Origin of the sequence: Marinobacter sp. (assembly GCF_048266785.1) — a bacterium.
In the GTDB taxonomy this organism is placed as follows: Bacteria; Pseudomonadota; Gammaproteobacteria; order Pseudomonadales; family Oleiphilaceae; genus Marinobacter.
Map to the genome: position 1 here is coordinate 313,308 of NZ_JBLWYX010000001.1, position 18,599 is coordinate 331,906.

Annotated in this window: 13 protein-coding genes; 7 read left to right on the plus strand and 6 right to left on the minus strand. The window is 53.9% G+C overall.

Annotated features, from left to right (window positions below; genetic code table 11):
• Window positions 1-12: 12 nt before the first annotated feature.
• Genes ACN0V1_RS01510 through ACN0V1_RS01520 form a run of 3 tightly spaced genes read right to left on the minus strand, consistent with a single transcriptional unit; the run spans window position 13 to window position 1,591 of the window.
• Window positions 13-282, minus strand: a complete 270-nt coding sequence (locus ACN0V1_RS01510; RefSeq protein ID WP_417543286.1) for an MmoB/DmpM family protein — start codon at window positions 280-282, stop codon at window positions 13-15.
• Window positions 279-1,280, minus strand: coding sequence for an aromatic/alkene monooxygenase hydroxylase subunit beta (locus ACN0V1_RS01515; RefSeq protein WP_417543287.1), 1,002 nt, complete (start codon window positions 1,278-1,280; stop codon window positions 279-281). Before ACN0V1_RS01515 ends, ACN0V1_RS01510 begins: the two co-directional genes overlap by 4 nt.
• A gap of 59 nt (window positions 1,281-1,339) precedes the next feature.
• Window positions 1,340-1,591 carry a phenol hydroxylase subunit gene (locus ACN0V1_RS01520; RefSeq protein WP_417543288.1) on the minus strand — a complete coding sequence of 84 codons (252 nt, stop codon included), beginning with the start codon at window positions 1,589-1,591 and terminating at the stop codon, window positions 1,340-1,342.
• Window positions 1,592-1,951: 360 nt separating this feature from the next.
• Here ACN0V1_RS01520 and ACN0V1_RS01525 point away from each other — a divergent pair, with 360 nt between their 5' ends.
• The 6 genes from ACN0V1_RS01525 to ACN0V1_RS01550 all read left to right on the plus strand — a co-directional run bounded on the left by ACN0V1_RS01525 (window position 1,952) and on the right by ACN0V1_RS01550 (window position 12,375).
• Entirely contained in the window at window positions 1,952-3,670 is a 1,719-nt protein-coding gene (locus tag ACN0V1_RS01525) for a sigma 54-interacting transcriptional regulator (protein WP_417543289.1), read from the plus strand.
• 256 nt (window positions 3,671-3,926) lie between these two features.
• On the plus strand, window positions 3,927-4,919 hold the full coding sequence (locus ACN0V1_RS01530; RefSeq protein WP_417543290.1) for a YCF48-related protein: 993 nt from the start codon (window positions 3,927-3,929) through the stop codon (window positions 4,917-4,919).
• Window positions 4,920-4,930: 11 nt separating this feature from the next.
• Window positions 4,931-7,393, plus strand: a complete 2,463-nt coding sequence (locus tag ACN0V1_RS01535) for an efflux RND transporter permease subunit (protein WP_417543291.1) — start codon at window positions 4,931-4,933, stop codon at window positions 7,391-7,393.
• A 43-nt stretch (window positions 7,394-7,436) separates the two neighbouring features.
• Window positions 7,437-9,350 (plus strand): DUF1302 family protein, encoded by a 1,914-nt coding sequence (locus tag ACN0V1_RS01540; protein ID WP_417543292.1) that lies wholly within the window; start codon window positions 7,437-7,439, stop codon window positions 9,348-9,350.
• A 13-nt stretch (window positions 9,351-9,363) separates the two neighbouring features.
• Entirely contained in the window at window positions 9,364-10,692 is a 1,329-nt protein-coding gene (locus ACN0V1_RS01545; RefSeq protein WP_417543293.1) for a DUF1329 domain-containing protein, read from the plus strand.
• Window positions 10,693-10,767: 75 nt separating this feature from the next.
• Complete coding sequence (locus ACN0V1_RS01550) at window positions 10,768-12,375, plus strand: methyl-accepting chemotaxis protein (RefSeq protein WP_417543294.1); 1,608 nt, start codon at window positions 10,768-10,770, stop codon at window positions 12,373-12,375.
• 138 nt (window positions 12,376-12,513) lie between these two features.
• Here the strand turns inward: ACN0V1_RS01550 and ACN0V1_RS01555 are convergent, their stop codons facing one another.
• Window positions 12,514-14,592, minus strand: coding sequence for a tetratricopeptide repeat protein (locus ACN0V1_RS01555; RefSeq protein WP_417543295.1), 2,079 nt, complete (start codon window positions 14,590-14,592; stop codon window positions 12,514-12,516).
• Between the two features lie 202 nt (window positions 14,593-14,794).
• Here ACN0V1_RS01555 and ACN0V1_RS01560 point away from each other — a divergent pair, with 202 nt between their 5' ends.
• Window positions 14,795-15,784, plus strand: a complete 990-nt coding sequence (locus ACN0V1_RS01560; RefSeq protein ID WP_417543296.1) for a helix-turn-helix domain-containing protein — start codon at window positions 14,795-14,797, stop codon at window positions 15,782-15,784.
• A gap of 32 nt (window positions 15,785-15,816) precedes the next feature.
• Here ACN0V1_RS01560 and ACN0V1_RS01565 read toward each other — a convergent pair whose 3' ends face one another.
• Both ACN0V1_RS01565 and ACN0V1_RS01570 read right to left on the minus strand, forming a co-directional pair.
• Window positions 15,817-16,824 (minus strand): porin, encoded by a 1,008-nt coding sequence (locus tag ACN0V1_RS01565; protein WP_417543297.1) that lies wholly within the window; start codon window positions 16,822-16,824, stop codon window positions 15,817-15,819.
• Window positions 16,825-16,857: 33 nt separating this feature from the next.
• Window positions 16,858-18,546, minus strand: a complete 1,689-nt coding sequence (locus ACN0V1_RS01570) for an arylsulfatase (protein WP_417543298.1) — start codon at window positions 18,544-18,546, stop codon at window positions 16,858-16,860.
• Between the last annotated feature and the right edge of the window lie 53 nt (window positions 18,547-18,599).

The window sequence follows — 18,599 nt, forward strand, 5'->3', positions numbered from 1 at the left end:
TAGGTCTCCTGATCAATTCCACGAAACAATGAAATGGTCGTCGTCTTCATCGACATTGCCGCCAATGCTAATTACCTCGAGCAGCATTTCCTGAACTTCCCAATCCCGGCCAAGTGTTTCTTCCATTGTTTCCCGGTTGATCACCAGACGCTTTTCAGCGGTAATGCGAATCATCGCCGGCGAATGTTGCACTTCGGCCTCCGGATTATCTTTAACGATCGCATCGACCAGATAGCGGGCGTTGTCGTTGTCCTGAAATGCCATAAATACTTTCTGGCTCATGCCTGAACTCCTGTGCTTTCAAGGCCTGTTTTTTTAAGACGGGCTGAAAGCTCGGCACGGAGTTCATCCAGAGCGTCCAGTCCCGTTGTGGCCTGAGCAATAGGTGTGAGTGCCTCGTAGACCTTAGGCTCCCAATATTTGACCCAGCTCTGGACCTGCTCGCGATTACGGTCACTCTCAGCCACGACAGTTTTAATCATGGCGCTGGTCCAGCGCAGGGACTCCTTGTACCAGTCACGTTGGAACTCGGTGAGCATGGATATATCTTCAGCGCCCTGTTCGCCAAACCACGCATCCATCCGGTCGTAAACCAGCGGATACATAAGCCCATCAAGCAGTACGTTCTGCACAAGGGTGATTTCGAACCAGTCATCAACGACCAAAATACCCTCTACCAGTTTGCGCAGAGGCTGCCACAGCTCGTCATCCATCCAATAGGTTTTGGACTCATCAAGAGCGGTGCCGGTACTGCCATCAAGCAGCAGTGCGATACGAGACAGATACTGGCCCATACCCAGGTGATCGGTAGCGGCAAACATATGCATCTGTGACACGGTAGTTGCTGTCGAATCGCCGGCAATCTTGCTGTTATTCATGTTGGCGCCTAGCGCAACGTGGCGGAATGGCACCAACAGGCGCAGGAGCTGCTTTTGCGTTTCCTCAGGCAGGCGGGTGAGCAGGTTACGCTTGTCACAAAACGCGAAACTGCTTTCTGCTGCTTCCTGCATCTTTGCCCGATTGCCAACGTAGGCGCCGTAGAAAAACTGGCGCGGGTCGGTCACCGCATACCAATCTTCCATGTGCAAGGCTGTTCGTGTTGGGTCATTCAAGGTGCGCTTCGGATCCCATAGCGGGCGATAATGGAAGTTGGTTGTGGCCGCAAGGTCGAAGCTGGCCTCTTGGTAGCGAGTTGCCGGCTTATCACCAAAGCGACGCGCAATAGCCGAGTAGGTATTGCGAATGGGTTCCACCGAGGTGGTTTTAATCTCAACACTCATATCTGCCTTCCCATCGTTGTTTTTATGAATTGGATGTTGGCGCTGCTTATCTTCTGACTTCAGCGGTGGCCTTTCTCACCAAAGCGCCACTTGATCATGTCTTCATCAATCTGACGGATCATGTCGGAATCCATGTGCACCACATTGTTGTGCTCACAAAAGATCCGAAAGGCTTCCTGGGGCAGCACCAGCTCGACAAACAGTTCGGGGTGACCAAGCGCAAAATCGAACTCCACAAACCGGTCTTCCGGAGCACTGCGGACCCGGATATAGCGGGTTAATTCGTTAAAGGTCTTTGTTCGCTGTTCCATCGTTGACCTCGTTGCTTTTGTTATTGAATGACAAGAGTTCAGCAACGGCTGTGCCACAATTTTTCAGAACCTAACGAACGACATCACAACTCATTGTTTTTAAAAATATTTCAAGAAACCCCAAAACTGAGACAGCGTCTTAAATCGAGCCTTCAGCCTTGAGTTTTATCAGGAGAAATTGATCATTTAGTGAAAAATTAAAAGGAATTGAGCAAATGCTGAGACACTCGGGCATACCTGCGACTTTCCGGTTGTTTTTTACCATTTGGTTGATTTTTGACATCGATCAGGGGTTATATAAATAGAACGCTTCATGGGTGTTCGCGCTCACCCCATACAAAAATAATAAGGGACCTGGATATGGTCGTCAGCTATAAATCAAAACTAAAATACAAAGATTATCAAGACCTTACAGATCAAATTCGATTTCTGAGCCTGGAAGGGAAAATCTGGCTTGGTGAGCAGCGTATGCTGTTGATGGCGGTGAGTGCGATGGCTGCGTTTCGTCGCGAAATGGTCAACACAATGGGTGTCGAAAGAGCAAAAGGCTTTTTTCTGCGCCTCGGCTATCAGTCCGGCTTGCGGGATGCCGAGCTGGCGCGCAAGCTTCGCCCTCACTGCGATGAGATCGATATTTTTCTGGCAGGCCCCCAGCTCCACGCCCTGAAAGGCATGGTCAAGGTCATTCCCATTCAGGTAGATATCGACCAGGAAGCCGGGAATTTCTATGCAGAAATAGAATGGGTTGACTCCTTTGAGGTAGAGATCTGCCAGACTGAACTGGGACAGATGGATGAGCCTGCCTGCTGGTCCCTGCTCGGCTACGCATGCGCGTATACATCCTCCTTCATGGGGCGTGAGATCATCTTCCGCGAAATCAGCTGTCGGGGCTGCGGAGACGAGAAGTGCGTGATTGTAGGGAAGCCTGCGGAGCAGTGGGAAGATGCCGAAGAGTTCGCCCGCTATTTCAAGGCTGATCCCATCATAGAGGAGCTTTACGACCTGCAATCCCAGGTCAGCTCGCTGCGCAGCAGTCTCGAAAAACAACAGGGCCAGTACTATGGCATTGGCCAGTCGGCTTCCTACAACAAAGTCTGCAAAATGATTGATAAAGCAGCATTAGGCAAAGTCTCGGTGCTGCTGCTGGGAGAAACCGGGGTTGGCAAAGAAGTTGTTGCTCGCAGTGTGCATTTGCGCAGTGAAAGGGCTGACGGCCCTTTTATCGCTGTCAACTGCGCCGCCATTCCGCCCGACCTGATCGAGCCTGAGCTCTTCGGCGTGGAGAAAGGCGCATTTACCGGCGCCAATCAATCCAGACCGGGGCGTTTTGAGAGGGCAAACGGCGGCACCATCTTTCTTGATGAGGTGGTCGAATTGACACCCCGCGCACAAGCCTCACTGTTGCGGGTGCTTCAAGAGGGTGAACTTGAGCGAGTTGGCGACAATCGCACCCGTTCTGTTAATGTCCGGATCATCGCAGCAACAAATGAAAGCCTCGCTACAGCCGTAGAAGCAGGTAGATTCCGGGCCGATCTGTACTACCGGCTCAATGTTTTTCCAGTAAAGATCCCGCCTCTGCGCGAACGGCTGGAAGACTTGCCACTTCTGGCAGAGCACTTTCTCAGGAAGTTCCAGACCGAGTACAACAAGCGCACACTTGGGCTCTCGGACAAAGCGCTGGAGTTGTGTTTGCGTTATCGCTGGCCCGGCAATATTCGAGAACTGGAGAACGTCATTGAGCGGGGCGTGATACTTACCGACAACAAAGAAACCATCAGCCAGGAAGCGCTTTTTGCGGTCTTCCCGGATAGCGAATTCCACCAGGCTTCGCCTCAGCCCTCGGAAGTCATTGATGATGACGGCCAGATTGTAGCCGGTAACACACACAGCGCATCCGGGCATTGGGCAGACGGCATACTGAACAGCGGGATCAGCCTGGATGAAGTGGAAAAAACCCTGATGCAACGGGCTATGAATGAGGCCAACCAGAATGTCTCAGGAGCCGCGCGACTGCTTGGGCTCACCCGCCCCGCATTGGCTTACCGGCTCAAAAAATCCGGGCTTCTCTCGGAAAGCTGAGCTCGCCTACGTCTCTGTTGAACACGGATGTTCTTTGCAATTCCCTAGTTGATGAAATCAGCAACCTCCCATCTACATTTGATTATTTGATAAAAATCATTCCGCAGCGCTGCTCTTCACCACCCCGAAAAACGATCGGTTAGAATATTTTTCTATTTTTTTTCAATAGCTTAAAATATATACATCAGAATGGCATAACCGTTGCAATGTTTCTGTCAAGTCGCTTTACACACAAAAACAAAGACGGTGACGCAACATGCAATATGCCTTGGCGTGCCCAACCGGCACCTTCCGAAATACCTTTGCCGTCGCAGCTCTGTCGTCGCTCTTGCTGACCGGTTGCGAAGCGCCCCTTAACCTCGACGCTGTGCGGGCGCAATCACAGGAGCCCCTGAAGCGTACAGACTTTTATCAGTCCATGACCCGGAACGAGTCGCTCGTGGTACTTGCAGGTAACGCAGGCTCGTTACTGCGGAGCCCGGACAACGGGGAAAGCTGGAAAAGAATCTCTCTGCCCACCGACAACAGCTTCATAGATGTCGACACCTGTCCCGATGGCAGCTTCATAGCACTAACATTTAATAACGAGATCTGGCACGGCGATACCCGTGGTAAAAACTGGACAGCGCACGCCCTTCCCAGCCAGGAACAGATGATGACAGCCAACTGCGCCCCCGATGGTAGCTGGTGGGCCGCCGGCAGCTTCACCACCATCCAGAGCAGTGGCGACCAGGGTGAGACCTGGACGGAGACCTCCCTCAACGAGGATGCCATCCTCAATAACCTGCAGTTCATTGATGCCGACAATGCCTTCATCACGGGTGAATACGGCATGGTGCTCAACACCCGCGACGGTGGCAAAAGCTGGGATTACGCCGGCTATCTCCCGGATGAGTTTTACGCCCATACGAGTCATTTCGTTTCAGACGATGAGGGCTGGGTTGGCGGGCTGAACGGATTCATCTACCACACCATGGATGGTGGAGAAAGCTGGGAAAGGTTCCCTACAGGAATCAATGCTCCGATTTTCGGGTTCGTTGCCGGCCCTTCCGGGCTGTACGCGCTGGCAGACAACGCTACGGTGCTGAAGCTCACCGGTGACTCCTGGCAGAAGATTTCCACCTCTGACCAGCCCCTATATCTGCGCAGCGGACTATTGATGTCCGATAACCGACTGCTCGCCGCAGGTGCTCGTGGCCTTCTGTTGAACCTTGAAATCCCCATGGCCCTCTCGGCCAGCACTGACTGAGGAGCGTCTCCATGCCTGGTTTGCACCGTTTTACCCACATGCTGCACTTGCTGGAGCTGTGGATTTTCAACAACCCGCGCAAGGTGCTGAGTGTGATTGCCATTCTCACGCTGGCGTTCGCCTTACGCATTCCCGGACTGAAAATCTATACCGATTTCGCCGACCTTCTGCCGCAGCAACATCCCTATATCGAGCTCCACAACAGCATCAAGGACAGCTTCGGTGGCGCCAATGTTCTGGTAGTGGGCATTGAGTTCGAGGAAGGCGACATCTTCACCAACGAAAAACTTGCCAAGATCGACAGGATCACGCAGGCGGTAGACAACCTGCCCGGGGTCAATCATAACCTGGTTTCCAGCGTGACTCACCGCAATTCTCGCAAAATCTGGCTGACAGAAGTTGGCAGCATCAATTCCGAGCCCTATTACGATTCCACGTCCGGGGCGTACTCCGAGGAAGCCCTGCAGTCCATGAAGTCAGACGTGTCCGCCAACCCAAGGGTTTACGGGCCCCTGGTAGCGCCAGACATGAAAATGGCGCTGGTCAAGGCACAGCTCATCGAGGGCCAACTGGACTACGAGAAAACCTTTGCCCAGCTTCAGCAACTGCGCGCCGAGGAAGAGCAGGCCGGTGTCAGGATCTATGCCACGGGCCAACCGGTTTTGGTGGGCTGGGCCTATACCTACATGGAGCAGATTCTCCAGATCTTCATTTTCACCGTCGTTACCATGCTGGCCCTGCTCATCTTCCACTTCCGCAAGGCCTACGGCGTTCTGATTCCCTTGGGTGGCGTGCTTGTATCCACCATCTGGGGCCTCGGCATTATCAGCCTGCTCGGCTACAACCTGGACCCACTCGGGCTGGTTATCCCCTTCCTGATTGCGGCCAGGGCGATGAGCCACGGTGTGCAACTCGTTGAGCGCTACTACGCTGAAACCCTGGAACGTGGCAGCGGGCCAGAGGCGGCGAAGGCCACCTTCGACAGCCTGTTCCGCCCCGGCTCTCTGGGTGTGGTGTCCGATGCCATTGGCCTGTCTCTGATTGCGATCGGTTCCATACCCCTGAATACCCACTTGGGTATCTACGCTTCCCTGTGGGCCATTACCGTTGTATTGACCGTGTTGATTGGCGTACCTCTGCTGCTGTCCATATTGCCAACGCCAAAAAATCCGGCAATTCGCGAGACCGTACTGCGCCACATTGGCGCCAGCTGTTCCCGCACCGTCACCCGACCCGGTGCTGCAAGGGTCGTCCTGAGTGCAGCGGCGCTGGCCATGGTGGCAGGACTACTGGCGTCGTCCAATGTGCAGATCGGCGATTCAGAGCCCGGATCACCGATTCTGTATCCGGATCATGACTACAACATCTCATCTCGCGTGGTGAATGATCGCTTTCCCGGCTCCGAGGAACTCTACATCGTTGCAGAGACGGAAGAGAACGGCGGTTTAAAGCGGCCGGAAGTATTGGCAGCTCTGTCAGATCTGCAGTCACACATGTTAATGGACCCCGAAGTGGGCGGCAGTAAAGGTCTTCCGGATCTGGTCAAACAGGTCAACCGCCTGATGCATAACAATGACCCGCGCTGGTACCAGATTCCGCACGATGCGGGTTATGTGGGCGGCCTTATGTTTACCTACATGGCCTCCAGCCCGATCCCCGGGGCTCTGGATGAATTCAACGACACCGACGATCGCGTCGCCAACCTGGTGTTCTATTACAAGGACCGCCAGGGCGAAACCATCCGCCGTGCCATTCATATGGCCAAGGAGTGGATTGCAGAGAACGGCGGCAGCGTTGAGGGGCTGACAATCCGTCTGGCGGGAGGAACGCTCGGCGTTGCCGCTGCAATGAATGAGTCAGCCTTTGAAACCAATGTGGTTGTATTGCCTCTGGTATTCCTGCTGATTTTCATCTTCGTGATGTTGTTCTACACCTCCTGGCATGCCGGACTGATGATGCTACTGGCGATGCTGTTTGCCACCACATTGACCTATGCCTATATGGGGTTGAACGGTCTCAGCATCGACATCAACACCGTGCCGGTGATTGCTGTGGGCATTGGTGTCGGCATCGATTACTCCATCTACATGATGGATCGAATCCGGGAGGAAATGTCCAAATGCGGCGACTTGCGAGAATCCGTTCGCCGCGCAATCTCCACCACCGGTATGGCTATCAGCTTTACGGCTCTTACGTTGATGGCCGGCATCATCATGTGGGTTATCTTCTCGAACCTCCGTTTCCAGTCTGATGCCGCACTGCTGTTGTGCGTGATGATTGTGATCAACGGCATGGCCGCCATGCTGCTGGTGCCTTCCTGGGTGCTGGTGTTCAAACCCCGTTTTGTCACCGACGTTTATGCGGACGAAGACGGCATCCTCCATGCCGATCTCCCCAAACCAACACCATCTTCTTCTGACCCCGTGCGGGAACAGGATGATGGGTTCGTGCCTGGAGCACAGTACCGGGCCTGAAGCCGGTACAGCGCCCCACTAAAACCTGTAACGAGGACATGCCATGCAAACAACAATAAAAGGCCTGAGATTCTGGTGCTATACCCTTGCCGGTAGTGCCAGCCTGGCGCTGTTACCGATGACCAACACCTTGGCAGCGGAAGACACCCGCGTGAACGGATACGTTGAGAATGCGACTTACGGGAGGGAAGGCGTAGGGCTTTCCAAGTTCCGAAACACACTGCAGATGGAGATGGAGAAAAGCGCCGGGAACGTCGGTATCTTTAACAACGTCCGTTTCAACGCGACTCTCCGTGGCAGTTATGACGGAGTTTACGATCTTAATGATGATGAGTATGGGCGTAATGCGGGAGGCCCGGTTCAACTGCAAGACCTGGGAAGCGGTTACGTACCTCATGGCGGTGGTATCGCACCCGCTTTTCTGGGCTTTGATTCAACCCGGAATCCGAATGAAGGCATGGTCGTTTTGGGCGAGCATCTGCACGACCAGAGCAATGGTGTTGCTTTCGGTGTTCCCGTTCGCCCATGTGACAAAGATGATCGCGGATGTATTAACGGCTATCTGGACAAAGACTCGAATGAGCTTCGATTTCAGGAATTCAACGATCGCGCCGACTTCGTTCGAGAGCTCTATGCCGATTTTGATATCAATTTCGATAATGGAAATATCCTCAGCACACGCCTGGGTAAACAGCAGGTAATCTGGGGCAGAACGGATCTGTTCCGGGTCCTGGATGTCATCAACCCGGTAGATTACTCCCGCAACAACATCTACGACGAACTGGAAGATATCCGGATTCCCATGTGGATCCTGCGTACGGATTACCGTATGGGCCCTACAGAGGTATTCGACGGGCTAGCCTTCGACGATCTGAACTTCCAGGTCGTCTGGAATTTCGACAAGTTCCGCCCACATGATATCGGCCAATGTGGTCAACCCAACGTGATTCTTGATGCCGGCTGTTTCTTCCGTGGCATGAACAACCTTTGGGAAAACGGTGGCACTGTGGCCAATTTCGCAGGTGCAACTCCGGATGGCGGCTTGGCCACTGACTTCGGACCCGGCCAGATTGGTATCCGAGAGGCACATATGCCCAGTTGGAGCCTGGCCAATACCCAGCTAGGCATGAAGCTTGAAGGTGTTTATGGTGATCTCGGTTTCTCGCTGAACGCGCTGACTTACCGTTCCCAGTTGCCATCCCTGAGAGGCGGCATTCCGGCCCAGAATGGGTTTACCGGCCAGACCGGTGTATGGCCGAGCCTGATTGCCTTCGACATCCACTTCCCACGGGTTAACCTGGTTGGTGGCTCTGTAGACTACTACTCGCAGGGCATCGATACGGTATTTCGGGTCGAAACCGCCTACACCTCAGGCGAAGAGTTCGCGAACACCCTTCGCGACAAGCTCTATTCCGAGTCTGACGTACTTCGATATGTCATTGGTGCAGACAAGAACATCGCCATCCCCTTTCTTAACGAAGATAACTCATTCCTGTTCTCCGGTCAGATCTTTGGCGAGCACATTCTCGATCACGAGCGCGAGCAAAGAACCTACGGCGAAGCCGGTATTCCGAACTACGAGCATAACTGGACCGCCACACTTCTGGTTCAGGGCTTCTATATGAACGGTCGCCTGACTCCGAAAATTATCACCGCTCATGATTTCCGAGCCCAGGCCACTGCGATTGCACCCTCAGTCGACTGGTTGGTCAACGACAATTTCAAGTTGACTCTAGGCGGCAATTTCAAGGTAGGCGATGGTGCTCGTGAGTTCGATGACTGTCGTTCCTGCAACCCATGGGACCCGTTCACACAAACCCCGGGTGTCATCAATCACCTGCCGGGCGAGTCTGCAGGTCTCTCGGGATATGAACCCCTTGGACGCTTCCAGTCGGGCCCCATCGGTATGGCCCAGAAAGAAGACGAAATTCAGCTGACTGCCCGTTACAGCTTCTGATAGAGGAAATAACATGAAAACAAGACTACAAAAATCCGTGTTCAACGGTCTGTTGGTCGGCCTGACTGCAGGGATATTCTCCGCCAGCACCTACGCCAGTGATGAGGTGATCAACGCGTCCTTCCATCCTTACAACGATGAGATACCTGGCTATGAGGGTCTCAGCGTCGGCATGACGATTGACCAATCCAATGTCGCTCAGTTCAAAGACATCATTGATCCGGCCTTCCTCACGTTCATAGAGAACGGCTGGACCTCCATGAACGTGGGGGAAACCACTTCTTTTGACCTGCACCCTGCTTATGTGGAGGCAACTCGTGACTCTCTGGGAGAGGTAACCCTGGGCGAACAGGTGGGTGAAATCACCGGCTGGAAGGCCGGCCGCCCATTCCCCCAGTCGCCGGATCCAGATGACGCGCGGGCTGGCGAAAAACTCGCCTGGAACTACAAGTATGGCTACAACTGGGGCGACAGTGCCGCTATCTACCCGTTCTACTGGAAATACCGGGATATGGATTCAGGTAAAGTGGAGCGGACCATCAAGTTCAACTTCCACTTCCTGAACTACAAGGGCCGTGTGATTCAGGAACCAACACCGGCAATCACACCCAACCCGTCAGACCTGTTCCGCGCCATCTATGTTCAGGTGCTTGACCCGGCGGATGTGCGCAATACTCAGTTACTGATCCACCGCGCAGCAGATGACCTCAAGCGGGATAACTCCTGGCTCTACCTGGGCTTCCAGCGCCGGGTTCGCCGTCTGGCGACTGGGCAGGTCACAGACGCCTTCCTTGGATCGGACCTGATGATCGAAGACTTTGAGGGCTATAACGGTCGCATTTCAGACATGAACTGGACCTACAAGAGCACCCGTTACATGCTGATGCCGTTCTACAATCACAATGAGATGAACCTGGACACAGAAACCCATCAGGATGACGACGGTTATCAGGTAATTGCCTTTAACGGCCAGGGTGGGTGCTTCCCGGACATCACCTGGCAACTGCGCAAAGTCTATGAAGTAGAATCTGTACCGGTGGATGACAGCCACCCACTGTCAAAGCGCGTTCATTACATGGATGCCCAGACCTTCACCATTCCCCGCACCGTGTCTTATGACCGAAAAGGAAGCATGTGGAAGACTTTCACCATTGGTCAGGCCCACCCTGATTTCCACCTGCCAAAGAACAAGGGCACCGGCGTGTCTATCGATGACTCGTTTAGCATGATCGATGTCCAGGCCAGCCATTGCACCACCGGCCAGTTCAAGGGCCAGGTTGACCCTGAGCTGTCCAAGCCACAAATGTTCAACGTGCAGCACATGCGCGCAACCGGCAGCTAACACCTGCCTGTCATTGTTGCTCCTCTATTGGACCCGCTTTCGCGGGCCCCTTTTTCGTATCGGAGGTAGAACGAGATGTCCCGATTTGAACCTTTGCCAAACGCCCCCCTGGAGCACGATCAGCTAATGGTGCTGACCGACAATAAAGGCAAAATCACCTATGCAAGTTCAGCATTCTGCAAGCTCTGCGGTTTTTCTGAAGACGCACTGAAAGCCGCCTCCTTCAACACACTCAGGCACCCCAAAATGCCCATAGGCCCGCTCAAGGATCTTTGGGAGACCCTTGGCAAGGACGACTCGTGGATGGGCATGATCCTGAATCGCACAGCCGACGGGTCTGACTGGTGGCTTGATGCGTTTGTTACGCCCATTACCGACGAACAGGGTACTGTTCTTGAGTACCAGGCCATTTACCGAATACCGGATGCCGCTACCATTCAGCGTACCAAGCAGGTGTATCGTGCCCGCAGCAGGGGTAAACAACCCCTGGCCCTGAGAATCCCCAGGCTTGCGCCAAGCACCGTGCAATGGCTGGCGGGCACCCTTTGCCTTGCTCCATCCCTGATCGCAGGCATGACCGGCCAGCCGGGCCTGTCTGCCACGCTGTTCGCTCTGGGTAGTGCTGTTTCTCTTGGCCTGCTGTATAGCCTCAACCAGCCCCTGACCCGACTTTTCCATCGTTGCCGCAGCCTTGTCAGCCACCCGATCAAACAGTTGGTCTATACTGGTAGCGCCGGTGTGGCGGGACAGATCGAACTCGCTATGCGACTGGTGGAGGTTCGACTGGAAGTCATGGTGGCCCGGATTCGCGACAGCGGCGGGCAAATTGAAGACAACGTCCTGCAGGCCAACGCGCTGCTTCAGGGAAGCACAGACGCCTCGGAAAAGCAGCAAGCGGCCCTTTCCACTGCAGCCACCTCCATCGAGGAATTCACGGCAACCATCCGGGAAGTTTCAGAGACTACCCAGCATGTCGCCAGTCTGAGCACACGCAACCGAGAAGCCGGAGAAGATAGCGCCCGCTCAGCGGCAGCCGCCCAAGAGAGCATCCACGCTCTGGCCCAGGAGCTGGAAGAGTCCAGCCAGACTGCGGAAGAACTGAATCAGAATAATCAGTCCATTGGCCGGATTCTGGATGTGATCGTCGCTATTGCGGAGCAGACCAACCTGCTGGCACTAAACGCGGCGATTGAGGCAGCCCGGGCCGGTGACAGCGGGCGCGGATTTGCCGTAGTGGCGGATGAAGTCCGCTCTCTCGCAAAGCGTACCCAAGAATCCACAGACGAGATTCAGGAGATGATCACCGCCTTGCAGGAGGGCACCCGGCGGGTGGTCGAATCCATCGAAAAGGGCAAGCGCCAGTCTGCCATCAGCGTCGAGCAGGTGTCCGCTAGCGCTGAATCACTCCAGGCTATTGTGGTGGGCATTGCCGAAAGTGATGGTCTCAACCAACAGGTTGCCGCCGCCAGTGAGCAGCAAAACCAGACGGTATCGAAACTGAATCAAGAAATTCACGATATTCATCAGATAGCGGTCACAACCAGCGAGCAGCTTCTCGATACCGTCAAGGCCGGCCAGGCTGTCGGCTACCATGCTAGCCGACAGCAACTCCTTATCAAACACCTGATGCCAGCCGAAACCGGCAAAGCCCGCCAAGTTCCTATGAAGGAAAGCGCATCATGACGGAGGATCCAATGCACGTGATGTGGTGATGATTCTGATGAGCTACGTACTGATGCCGCGAATGACCCGGTGGTTTTCGTTCTGGTTGTTTCCTGAACATAAGGGGCAAAGCCACTGACCGGTAGCGTAATTCACTCCCTACAGATGATTCATCAGGGCTCGGATACGACGGTTATCGGGAAAACTCTTCAGCAAAGATTGGGTCATCTCCCGAGCCCTTTTCTTATGACCCAGTTGGTACAGAGCTACAGCGTAGCGATATCCAAACAACCATTGCCCAGGCTCAAGTCTGGCGGCCTGTTCGAGGTTCGCGAGGGCGGCAGGATAATCTTCCAGATTCAGATTGATCAGTCCCCGGAGATGAATCAACGGGGCCTCATCAGGCGACTCCGCCAGCGTCCCATCAATCACCCGGATAGCCTCAGGATTGCGGTCTCCCGAGCGGAGAATGTCCGTTAACTGAATGGCGGCCGGCACGTAGCCACGATCTTTCTCCAGCGCAATGTTCAGTTCCTTTTCGGCCTTGTAGACTCTATTGTTTGCCAGCAGGTACTGGGCCTTAAGCACTCGACCGGAAGGCAGGTCCGACTGAACATTCAGGAACTGTTCATACTCGTCTCGGGCACGTTTCCACTGTTCGGAATCCAGCGTCACACCCAGCCTCACCAACGTCTCAAACGCAGCAATACGCACGGCCAGTTTCGGATCATCAAGACCTACTTCCACCAAGTTGCGGACCGAATCCACAGCGCCATATCGCAACACCCGATAGCCACTTTCGCGAATCACCGCGTGCTCGTTTTTAAGCAGTTCCTCTACCAGGGACAGCCGGTTCCCGGACAGTGCCTCACCGCGCTGCTTCAGCACTGTTGCACGACGGAGTGCCGGCTGATCACTGTCTGTCAAATAATCCACCACCTCAGACATACTCTGCTGTTGCGCATGGGTCCAGCTGTCTGATTGATAGAGTTCCGGGGCCCAGTCTGCCACCGTTTCGATGGACCAGTCACGACTCCTGTCCGTGTGACAATCCAGACAGACGTCCGGGCTGCCGCTGGCTCTGGAAACATCCGGCCGGGGCACCATAAAGCTGTGCTCGCGACGAGCATCAATTTTCATGAACGTGCTTTCCGGCATGTGGCAGTTCACACACTTGGCCCCGGCGCTGCCTTCGGGATGGCGATGATGCGCCGTCGTATCGAAATCTCCGGCGTTGTGGCACTGGGCACACACTGCATTGCCTTCAGCTTTGAGTTCGCCGCTGTGCGGGTTGTGACAGTCGCTGCACACCACGCCGGCTTGAAACATCTTGCTTTGCTCGAAGGACCCGAGCACAAACACTTCTTCCCGTACACGGCCATCGGAAAAATACAGCGGCTGATTCAGCCTGGTGAGACTGAATTCGTCGTGGACCTGCTGCCCTCCGCCCTGATCTAAAAGGCTTGTACGCAGCGAATGACAACTGCCGCAAGTGGACACCTGAGTGGTACTGGAGAGCGGTCCCTGGTGGCGAGGAGGTCTTTTGCCTTCGCTGACCAGCCAGGCTCCCATCGCTGCCAGTTCCAGACCAGCAGCATGATTTTTTCCGTTCCTCTGGGTCTCGGCATGTTGTTCTGCTGATTCATGGCAGGCCGTACAACTCACAGCCACATGCTGCCACTTCGTCTGGTAGCTGTCTGAATCGCTGTCGTAGTTACGTTTCAGACCGGTTGAATGGCAGTCAGCACACTGACTGTTCCAGTTTTGATAGATACCAGTCCAGTGCATGGCGTCTCCCGGCTGGTTTTCTCCGGCTGCATCCAGTCGGAACCAGCGTTGGCCACCGACGGACTTTTCACGGGTGTCCCAGGCAATATTAAAAGCTTGCAGCCGTCCGTTGCCAATATCGATCAGGTATTGCTGCAGCGGGTAAACACCGAAAGTGTACTGTACCTGCCACTCCCGGGTGGTTCCCGCCTCTTCGACACGAATTAAGTAGTCACCCCCTTTTCGGCTGAATTTCACCTGAAGCTGATTATCCTGATAAATCGCATTTGAGAAGTCTCCAGCAACACTGTCCGTGCCCGTCGGCGCCATGGCGACTGCATGGTGGGATCGAGACCACTGCTCGACCTCTTCGGCGTGGCAACCTACGCATTCCACTGCTCCCGCTGCAGCGGACGTACTGATGAGCGCCAGAAGAGCAAGGGTTATCAGACGACAAAAATAGTTGATCATATCGTTCAATTCCGGCCTGCCATTTTCAAAATTTTACAATATGGTTAATCCATCAGGTGTCGGATGGCTACGATGAATTTCACATTCCTTCAGCACGCACGGGTCGGCCCACTTCGCCCTGACTGGCCGGTTAATTGCAGTGCTCTTATCAATTAACCGGCGATAACGTCGGAATCATGCTGACAATAATAACGAGACTGCCGTGAACCAACACCAAGTGCCTTTCCTGAAGAACATCGGCGTGCATTCGCCTGATTTCGATGAAGCACGCAACTTTATAAACTCACGGATCGATAACCGGGAGGTCTCTCCTTTATCTTCCGGGAGCAAAACTGACAACATCCTGACCTGGCAACCACTTGCGGACTCTACCCTGTTTGGGGCTAGCTGGTCTGAAAAAGTACACATCCAGTCCGAACCCCAAACAACATTTCATGCGATTCTGGTTTTATTCGGGGGCATTCTCTGCAAAACCAGCAACACCCACATAACAACCGGAGGCCTGATTCTCATTGCACCGGGCCAACAAGCTGACCTGGTGTGGGAAAAATCCACTCGCGCGGTGGTCATTAATCTCTCGCGGCGAGCTCTGATCGACCACCTTGGTGTACCCAGCCTGGAGCTACTTCGCAAGGCCACAACGATACTTCAACCTGAACATCAGGACGCACAGCTACTCAAAAACGAAATCGTATGTATCGCCCGGCATCACGAAATCTGCGGTGGCGAGATTAATGCCAGGCTGCAGAAGCAATGGGAGTCTCTTCTTCTGACCCATCTCTCAGGACCGATACAGCTGTCAGGCCAGGACTGCATCAACATATTGCCTGGTCGCGTACGGTTGGCAACGGAATGGATACACGCTCATATCAGCGACCCAATATCCGTCAGTGAGCTCCTGAAAATTACCAAGACCAGCCGGCGCTCTCTGGAGTCAGGCTTTCGAGACTACCTCAACACCACACCGGCAAAATATATTCTATGCCACAAACTGAAGGGCGTGCGGGAACGCTTACTATCCAGCCCTGACACCAGCATTGGTGACGTCGCCGTTGCTTTTGGCTTCAACCATCTGAGCAATTTTGCTCGCCAGTATCATGACGCCTTCGGTGAGCTACCGTCAGAAACGGTTCGCCAAAGGCGGGAATCCAGATTTATAACCACTAAAAAAGCCCGGCTTCAAGGCGGTTAACTAACCCTGAGCCAGGCGAGGGCACCTCACGTTCAGAAAGTTACATTAAGGCCCACCGCATAGTTGCTGGGGAGCTCTTCGTACTGCCCGGTTTCGACCCAAACTTTCATTTGCGGAGTAATTCTCTGCTCTACTTTCAGGGTGTATACAGACTCGTCGGCCGCGTCAAAATCGTGGTTCTTTTCCTTGTACCCGAGTGCGGCACCGACGCCACTGTCGGCTACGTAGTAGGCTGAAACTCCGTAGGAGTCAAAATCTGCTGTCGTGAAGGTACCAGAGTTCAATCTATAGGGTGAGTCCTGGTTATTTTCCCAGACGGCACCCAGAGTGAGCCCTCCTTTCTTGTAGCTGACACCGGCAGCGGATATCAGATAGTCGTCATTGGTTGGCACCTGCTCCTGCGCAATCAAGGTGGTGCCAATAGCCACCTTCAGACCGCTATTAACATGCACCAGGCGCACAGACTTACCGTCTGCATCCTGCTCGTTGTATTCCCTGAGTGTTATGGCGGCAGCCACCAGTTTGGTTTTCATAAACCAGGGAGTATGGTACGCCATCGTGCCAGACGTTCGGTCCGGCTGGGCAAAGATACCATCCGGATTGAGCGCCTCGTGAGGCTCGTTGTACTCATAGTGATTGATAGAGTCGTAGATATCGCGCCATTGCCCACTGGTTCCCCGTGGAGCGACCACAAACATGCCGTACTTTGTGGGCAACCAGAACACGGCTTCCTTTACGTGGATATCCCCTTCGCCATCCCTTCCCCGGCCTGGACCTGGATCTTTATCTGCATTGTTGGCGGCATCCGCCAGATCAACTTCTACCTTGTAATTCAGGTTCAGGCCTTCGCTGAGAAGAGCCTTGCCTTGCAAGCCAAGTTCAATCTCAAAAGCATCCACCTCGGCATCCGCACCCTCAATCTTCAGGGCTCCAGCGCTGAGATAGCCGTAAAACGCAGGTTTTTCGAGTTCGACCGCAAAAGCCGGTGTGGCTACCGCTGCAGAAACTGCAGCAGCCATCATAACGTCATGTAACTTCATGGTATTTCCCGTATCTGGAATGTTATAAGTTAATTACTCAACACACTTGCCATACAGGCAGGTAGTGAAGCTGTAACCCACTTTTTTCATGTCTTCCGGATCAGCGGGGAAAACACCATTGCGGCTGACATACGTGTCCCACTGCGCAACCAGTTCCTTCAGTTTTTCAGGCTCTTCAGATGCCAGGTTTGTGGTTTCAGTGGGGTCTTCAGCCAGATTGAACAGCTGCCATTGGCCAGGGCCGTATGGCGCTTCCAGCAAACGGATTTTCCAGTCGCCTACACGAACCGCAGAACGACCAAACAATTCCCAGCCAACAACACGGTCTTGCGGGGCGTTGCCATCCAGACCAGGGAGCATCGAAACGCCCTGCATTTCAAAAATCTCACGACCTTTATAAGGGCTGGAGGGTTTCTCAATACCGGCAAGCTCCAGAAAGGTCGGCATAATATCCATCACGTGGAAGAATTCGTGGGTGATGTCGCCTTTGCGGCCATCACCCGGCAAGCTGAGAATGACAGGAACCACCAGCCCGCCCTCAGAGGGAAAGCCTTTCCACATCGGGAACGGCGTGGCACCAACCTGCCCCCACTGGGCGCCATACCAGACGTAAGAGTTGGGCCTTCCCATATTTTCGTAGCTGTTATCGTATTCATTCGCAATCCATGCTTTGTTCCCTGGCAGTACTTCCGGGCTGTTACCATCTGCGCCGTTGTCTGACATGAACATCACCACGGTATTGTCCAACTCTCCGGTTTTTTCCAGATGTTCCAGAACCCGGGCGATGTTGTCATCCATGCTGTCGACCATGGCCGCATAGATTTCCATCTTGCGCGCTTCAGTTTTTCGCTGCTCGTCGGTCAGCTCATCCCAGCTAGGTAGTTGATTGAAAGGTAAGTTGCTCGCGAGCTTGTGGCCGATCAGCCCCATTTCCTTCATCTTGCCCAAGCGCTGCTGGCGAATGGCTTCGTAGCCTTCATCATAGCGACCTGCATATTTTTCAATGTAGGAGTCCGGCGCATGAAGAGGCCAATGGGGCGCAGTGAAGGACAGGAACGTAAAGAAAGGCTTATCACCCGCCGCTTCAATATAGCTAATGACTTTGTCAGTATAAAAATCAGAAGAGAAGAACTCTTTAGGCACTTCAACCTGCTTGCCGTTTTCCCGGTAAATGGCTTTCGGGTCAACGCCAATAATGGCTCGGGCATCATCAAAGTGACTCGCGCCGCCCTGAACCATAATGTAAGAATGGTCAAAACCACGAGCCGCCGGGCTCAGCTCCTCGGTGCGTCCAAGATGCCATTTACCTGCAATGGACGTGCTATAGCCATTATCACGGAGAACTTCAGGAAGTGTTGCTACCAGATCATTCAGGTAACCTTCGTAACCCGGCTTGCCTTTCTGCTCGGAAGTCAACAGTTCGGCCATGTTGCCCATACCAGCCTGGTGACTGTCAGTACCGGAAAGCAGCATGGATCGCGTCGGCGAACAGGTCGGCGCGGTATGAAAATTGGTCATGCGGATACCCTCATCAGCCAGGGCATCCAGGGTCGGGGTTTCGATTTCTCCGCCAAAAGCACCAATATCGGAGTAGCCGAGGTCGTCGGCCACAATCAAAAGGAAGTTGGGTTTTTCCGCGGCGCTTGCGGAAGCCATCATTGAGACTGTCACCAGTCCCAGGGCCAGGCCCAACAGACGAAGCAGTGCATTGTTGTTGTACATATCATGCTCTCAGTCAGTTTATTGTTATGCCACTTTTGTGTGGTCAACGTTAT

What these genes read in the sequence shown, in the direction of transcription:
- ACN0V1_RS01555 (WP_417543295.1), bottom strand. Translation starts at nt 14,592, where the DNA reads ATGATCAACTATTTTTGTCGTCTGATAACCCTTGCTCTTCTGGCGCTC.
- ACN0V1_RS01515 (WP_417543287.1), bottom strand. Translation starts at nt 1,280, where the DNA reads ATGAGTGTTGAGATTAAAACCACCTCGGTGGAACCCATTCGCAATACC.
- ACN0V1_RS01510 (WP_417543286.1), bottom strand. Translation starts at nt 282, where the DNA reads ATGAGCCAGAAAGTATTTATGGCATTTCAGGACAACGACAACGCCCGC.
- ACN0V1_RS01530 (WP_417543290.1), top strand. Translation starts at nt 3,927, where the DNA reads ATGCAATATGCCTTGGCGTGCCCAACCGGCACCTTCCGAAATACCTTT.
- ACN0V1_RS01525 (WP_417543289.1), top strand. Translation starts at nt 1,952, where the DNA reads ATGGTCGTCAGCTATAAATCAAAACTAAAATACAAAGATTATCAAGAC.
- ACN0V1_RS01540 (WP_417543292.1), top strand. Translation starts at nt 7,437, where the DNA reads ATGCAAACAACAATAAAAGGCCTGAGATTCTGGTGCTATACCCTTGCC.
- ACN0V1_RS01545 (WP_417543293.1), top strand. Translation starts at nt 9,364, where the DNA reads ATGAAAACAAGACTACAAAAATCCGTGTTCAACGGTCTGTTGGTCGGC.
- ACN0V1_RS01565 (WP_417543297.1), bottom strand. Translation starts at nt 16,824, where the DNA reads ATGAAGTTACATGACGTTATGATGGCTGCTGCAGTTTCTGCAGCGGTA.
- ACN0V1_RS01570 (WP_417543298.1), bottom strand. Translation starts at nt 18,546, where the DNA reads ATGTACAACAACAATGCACTGCTTCGTCTGTTGGGCCTGGCCCTGGGA.
- ACN0V1_RS01535 (WP_417543291.1), top strand. Translation starts at nt 4,931, where the DNA reads ATGCCTGGTTTGCACCGTTTTACCCACATGCTGCACTTGCTGGAGCTG.
- ACN0V1_RS01520 (WP_417543288.1), bottom strand. Translation starts at nt 1,591, where the DNA reads ATGGAACAGCGAACAAAGACCTTTAACGAATTAACCCGCTATATCCGG.
- ACN0V1_RS01550 (WP_417543294.1), top strand. Translation starts at nt 10,768, where the DNA reads ATGTCCCGATTTGAACCTTTGCCAAACGCCCCCCTGGAGCACGATCAG.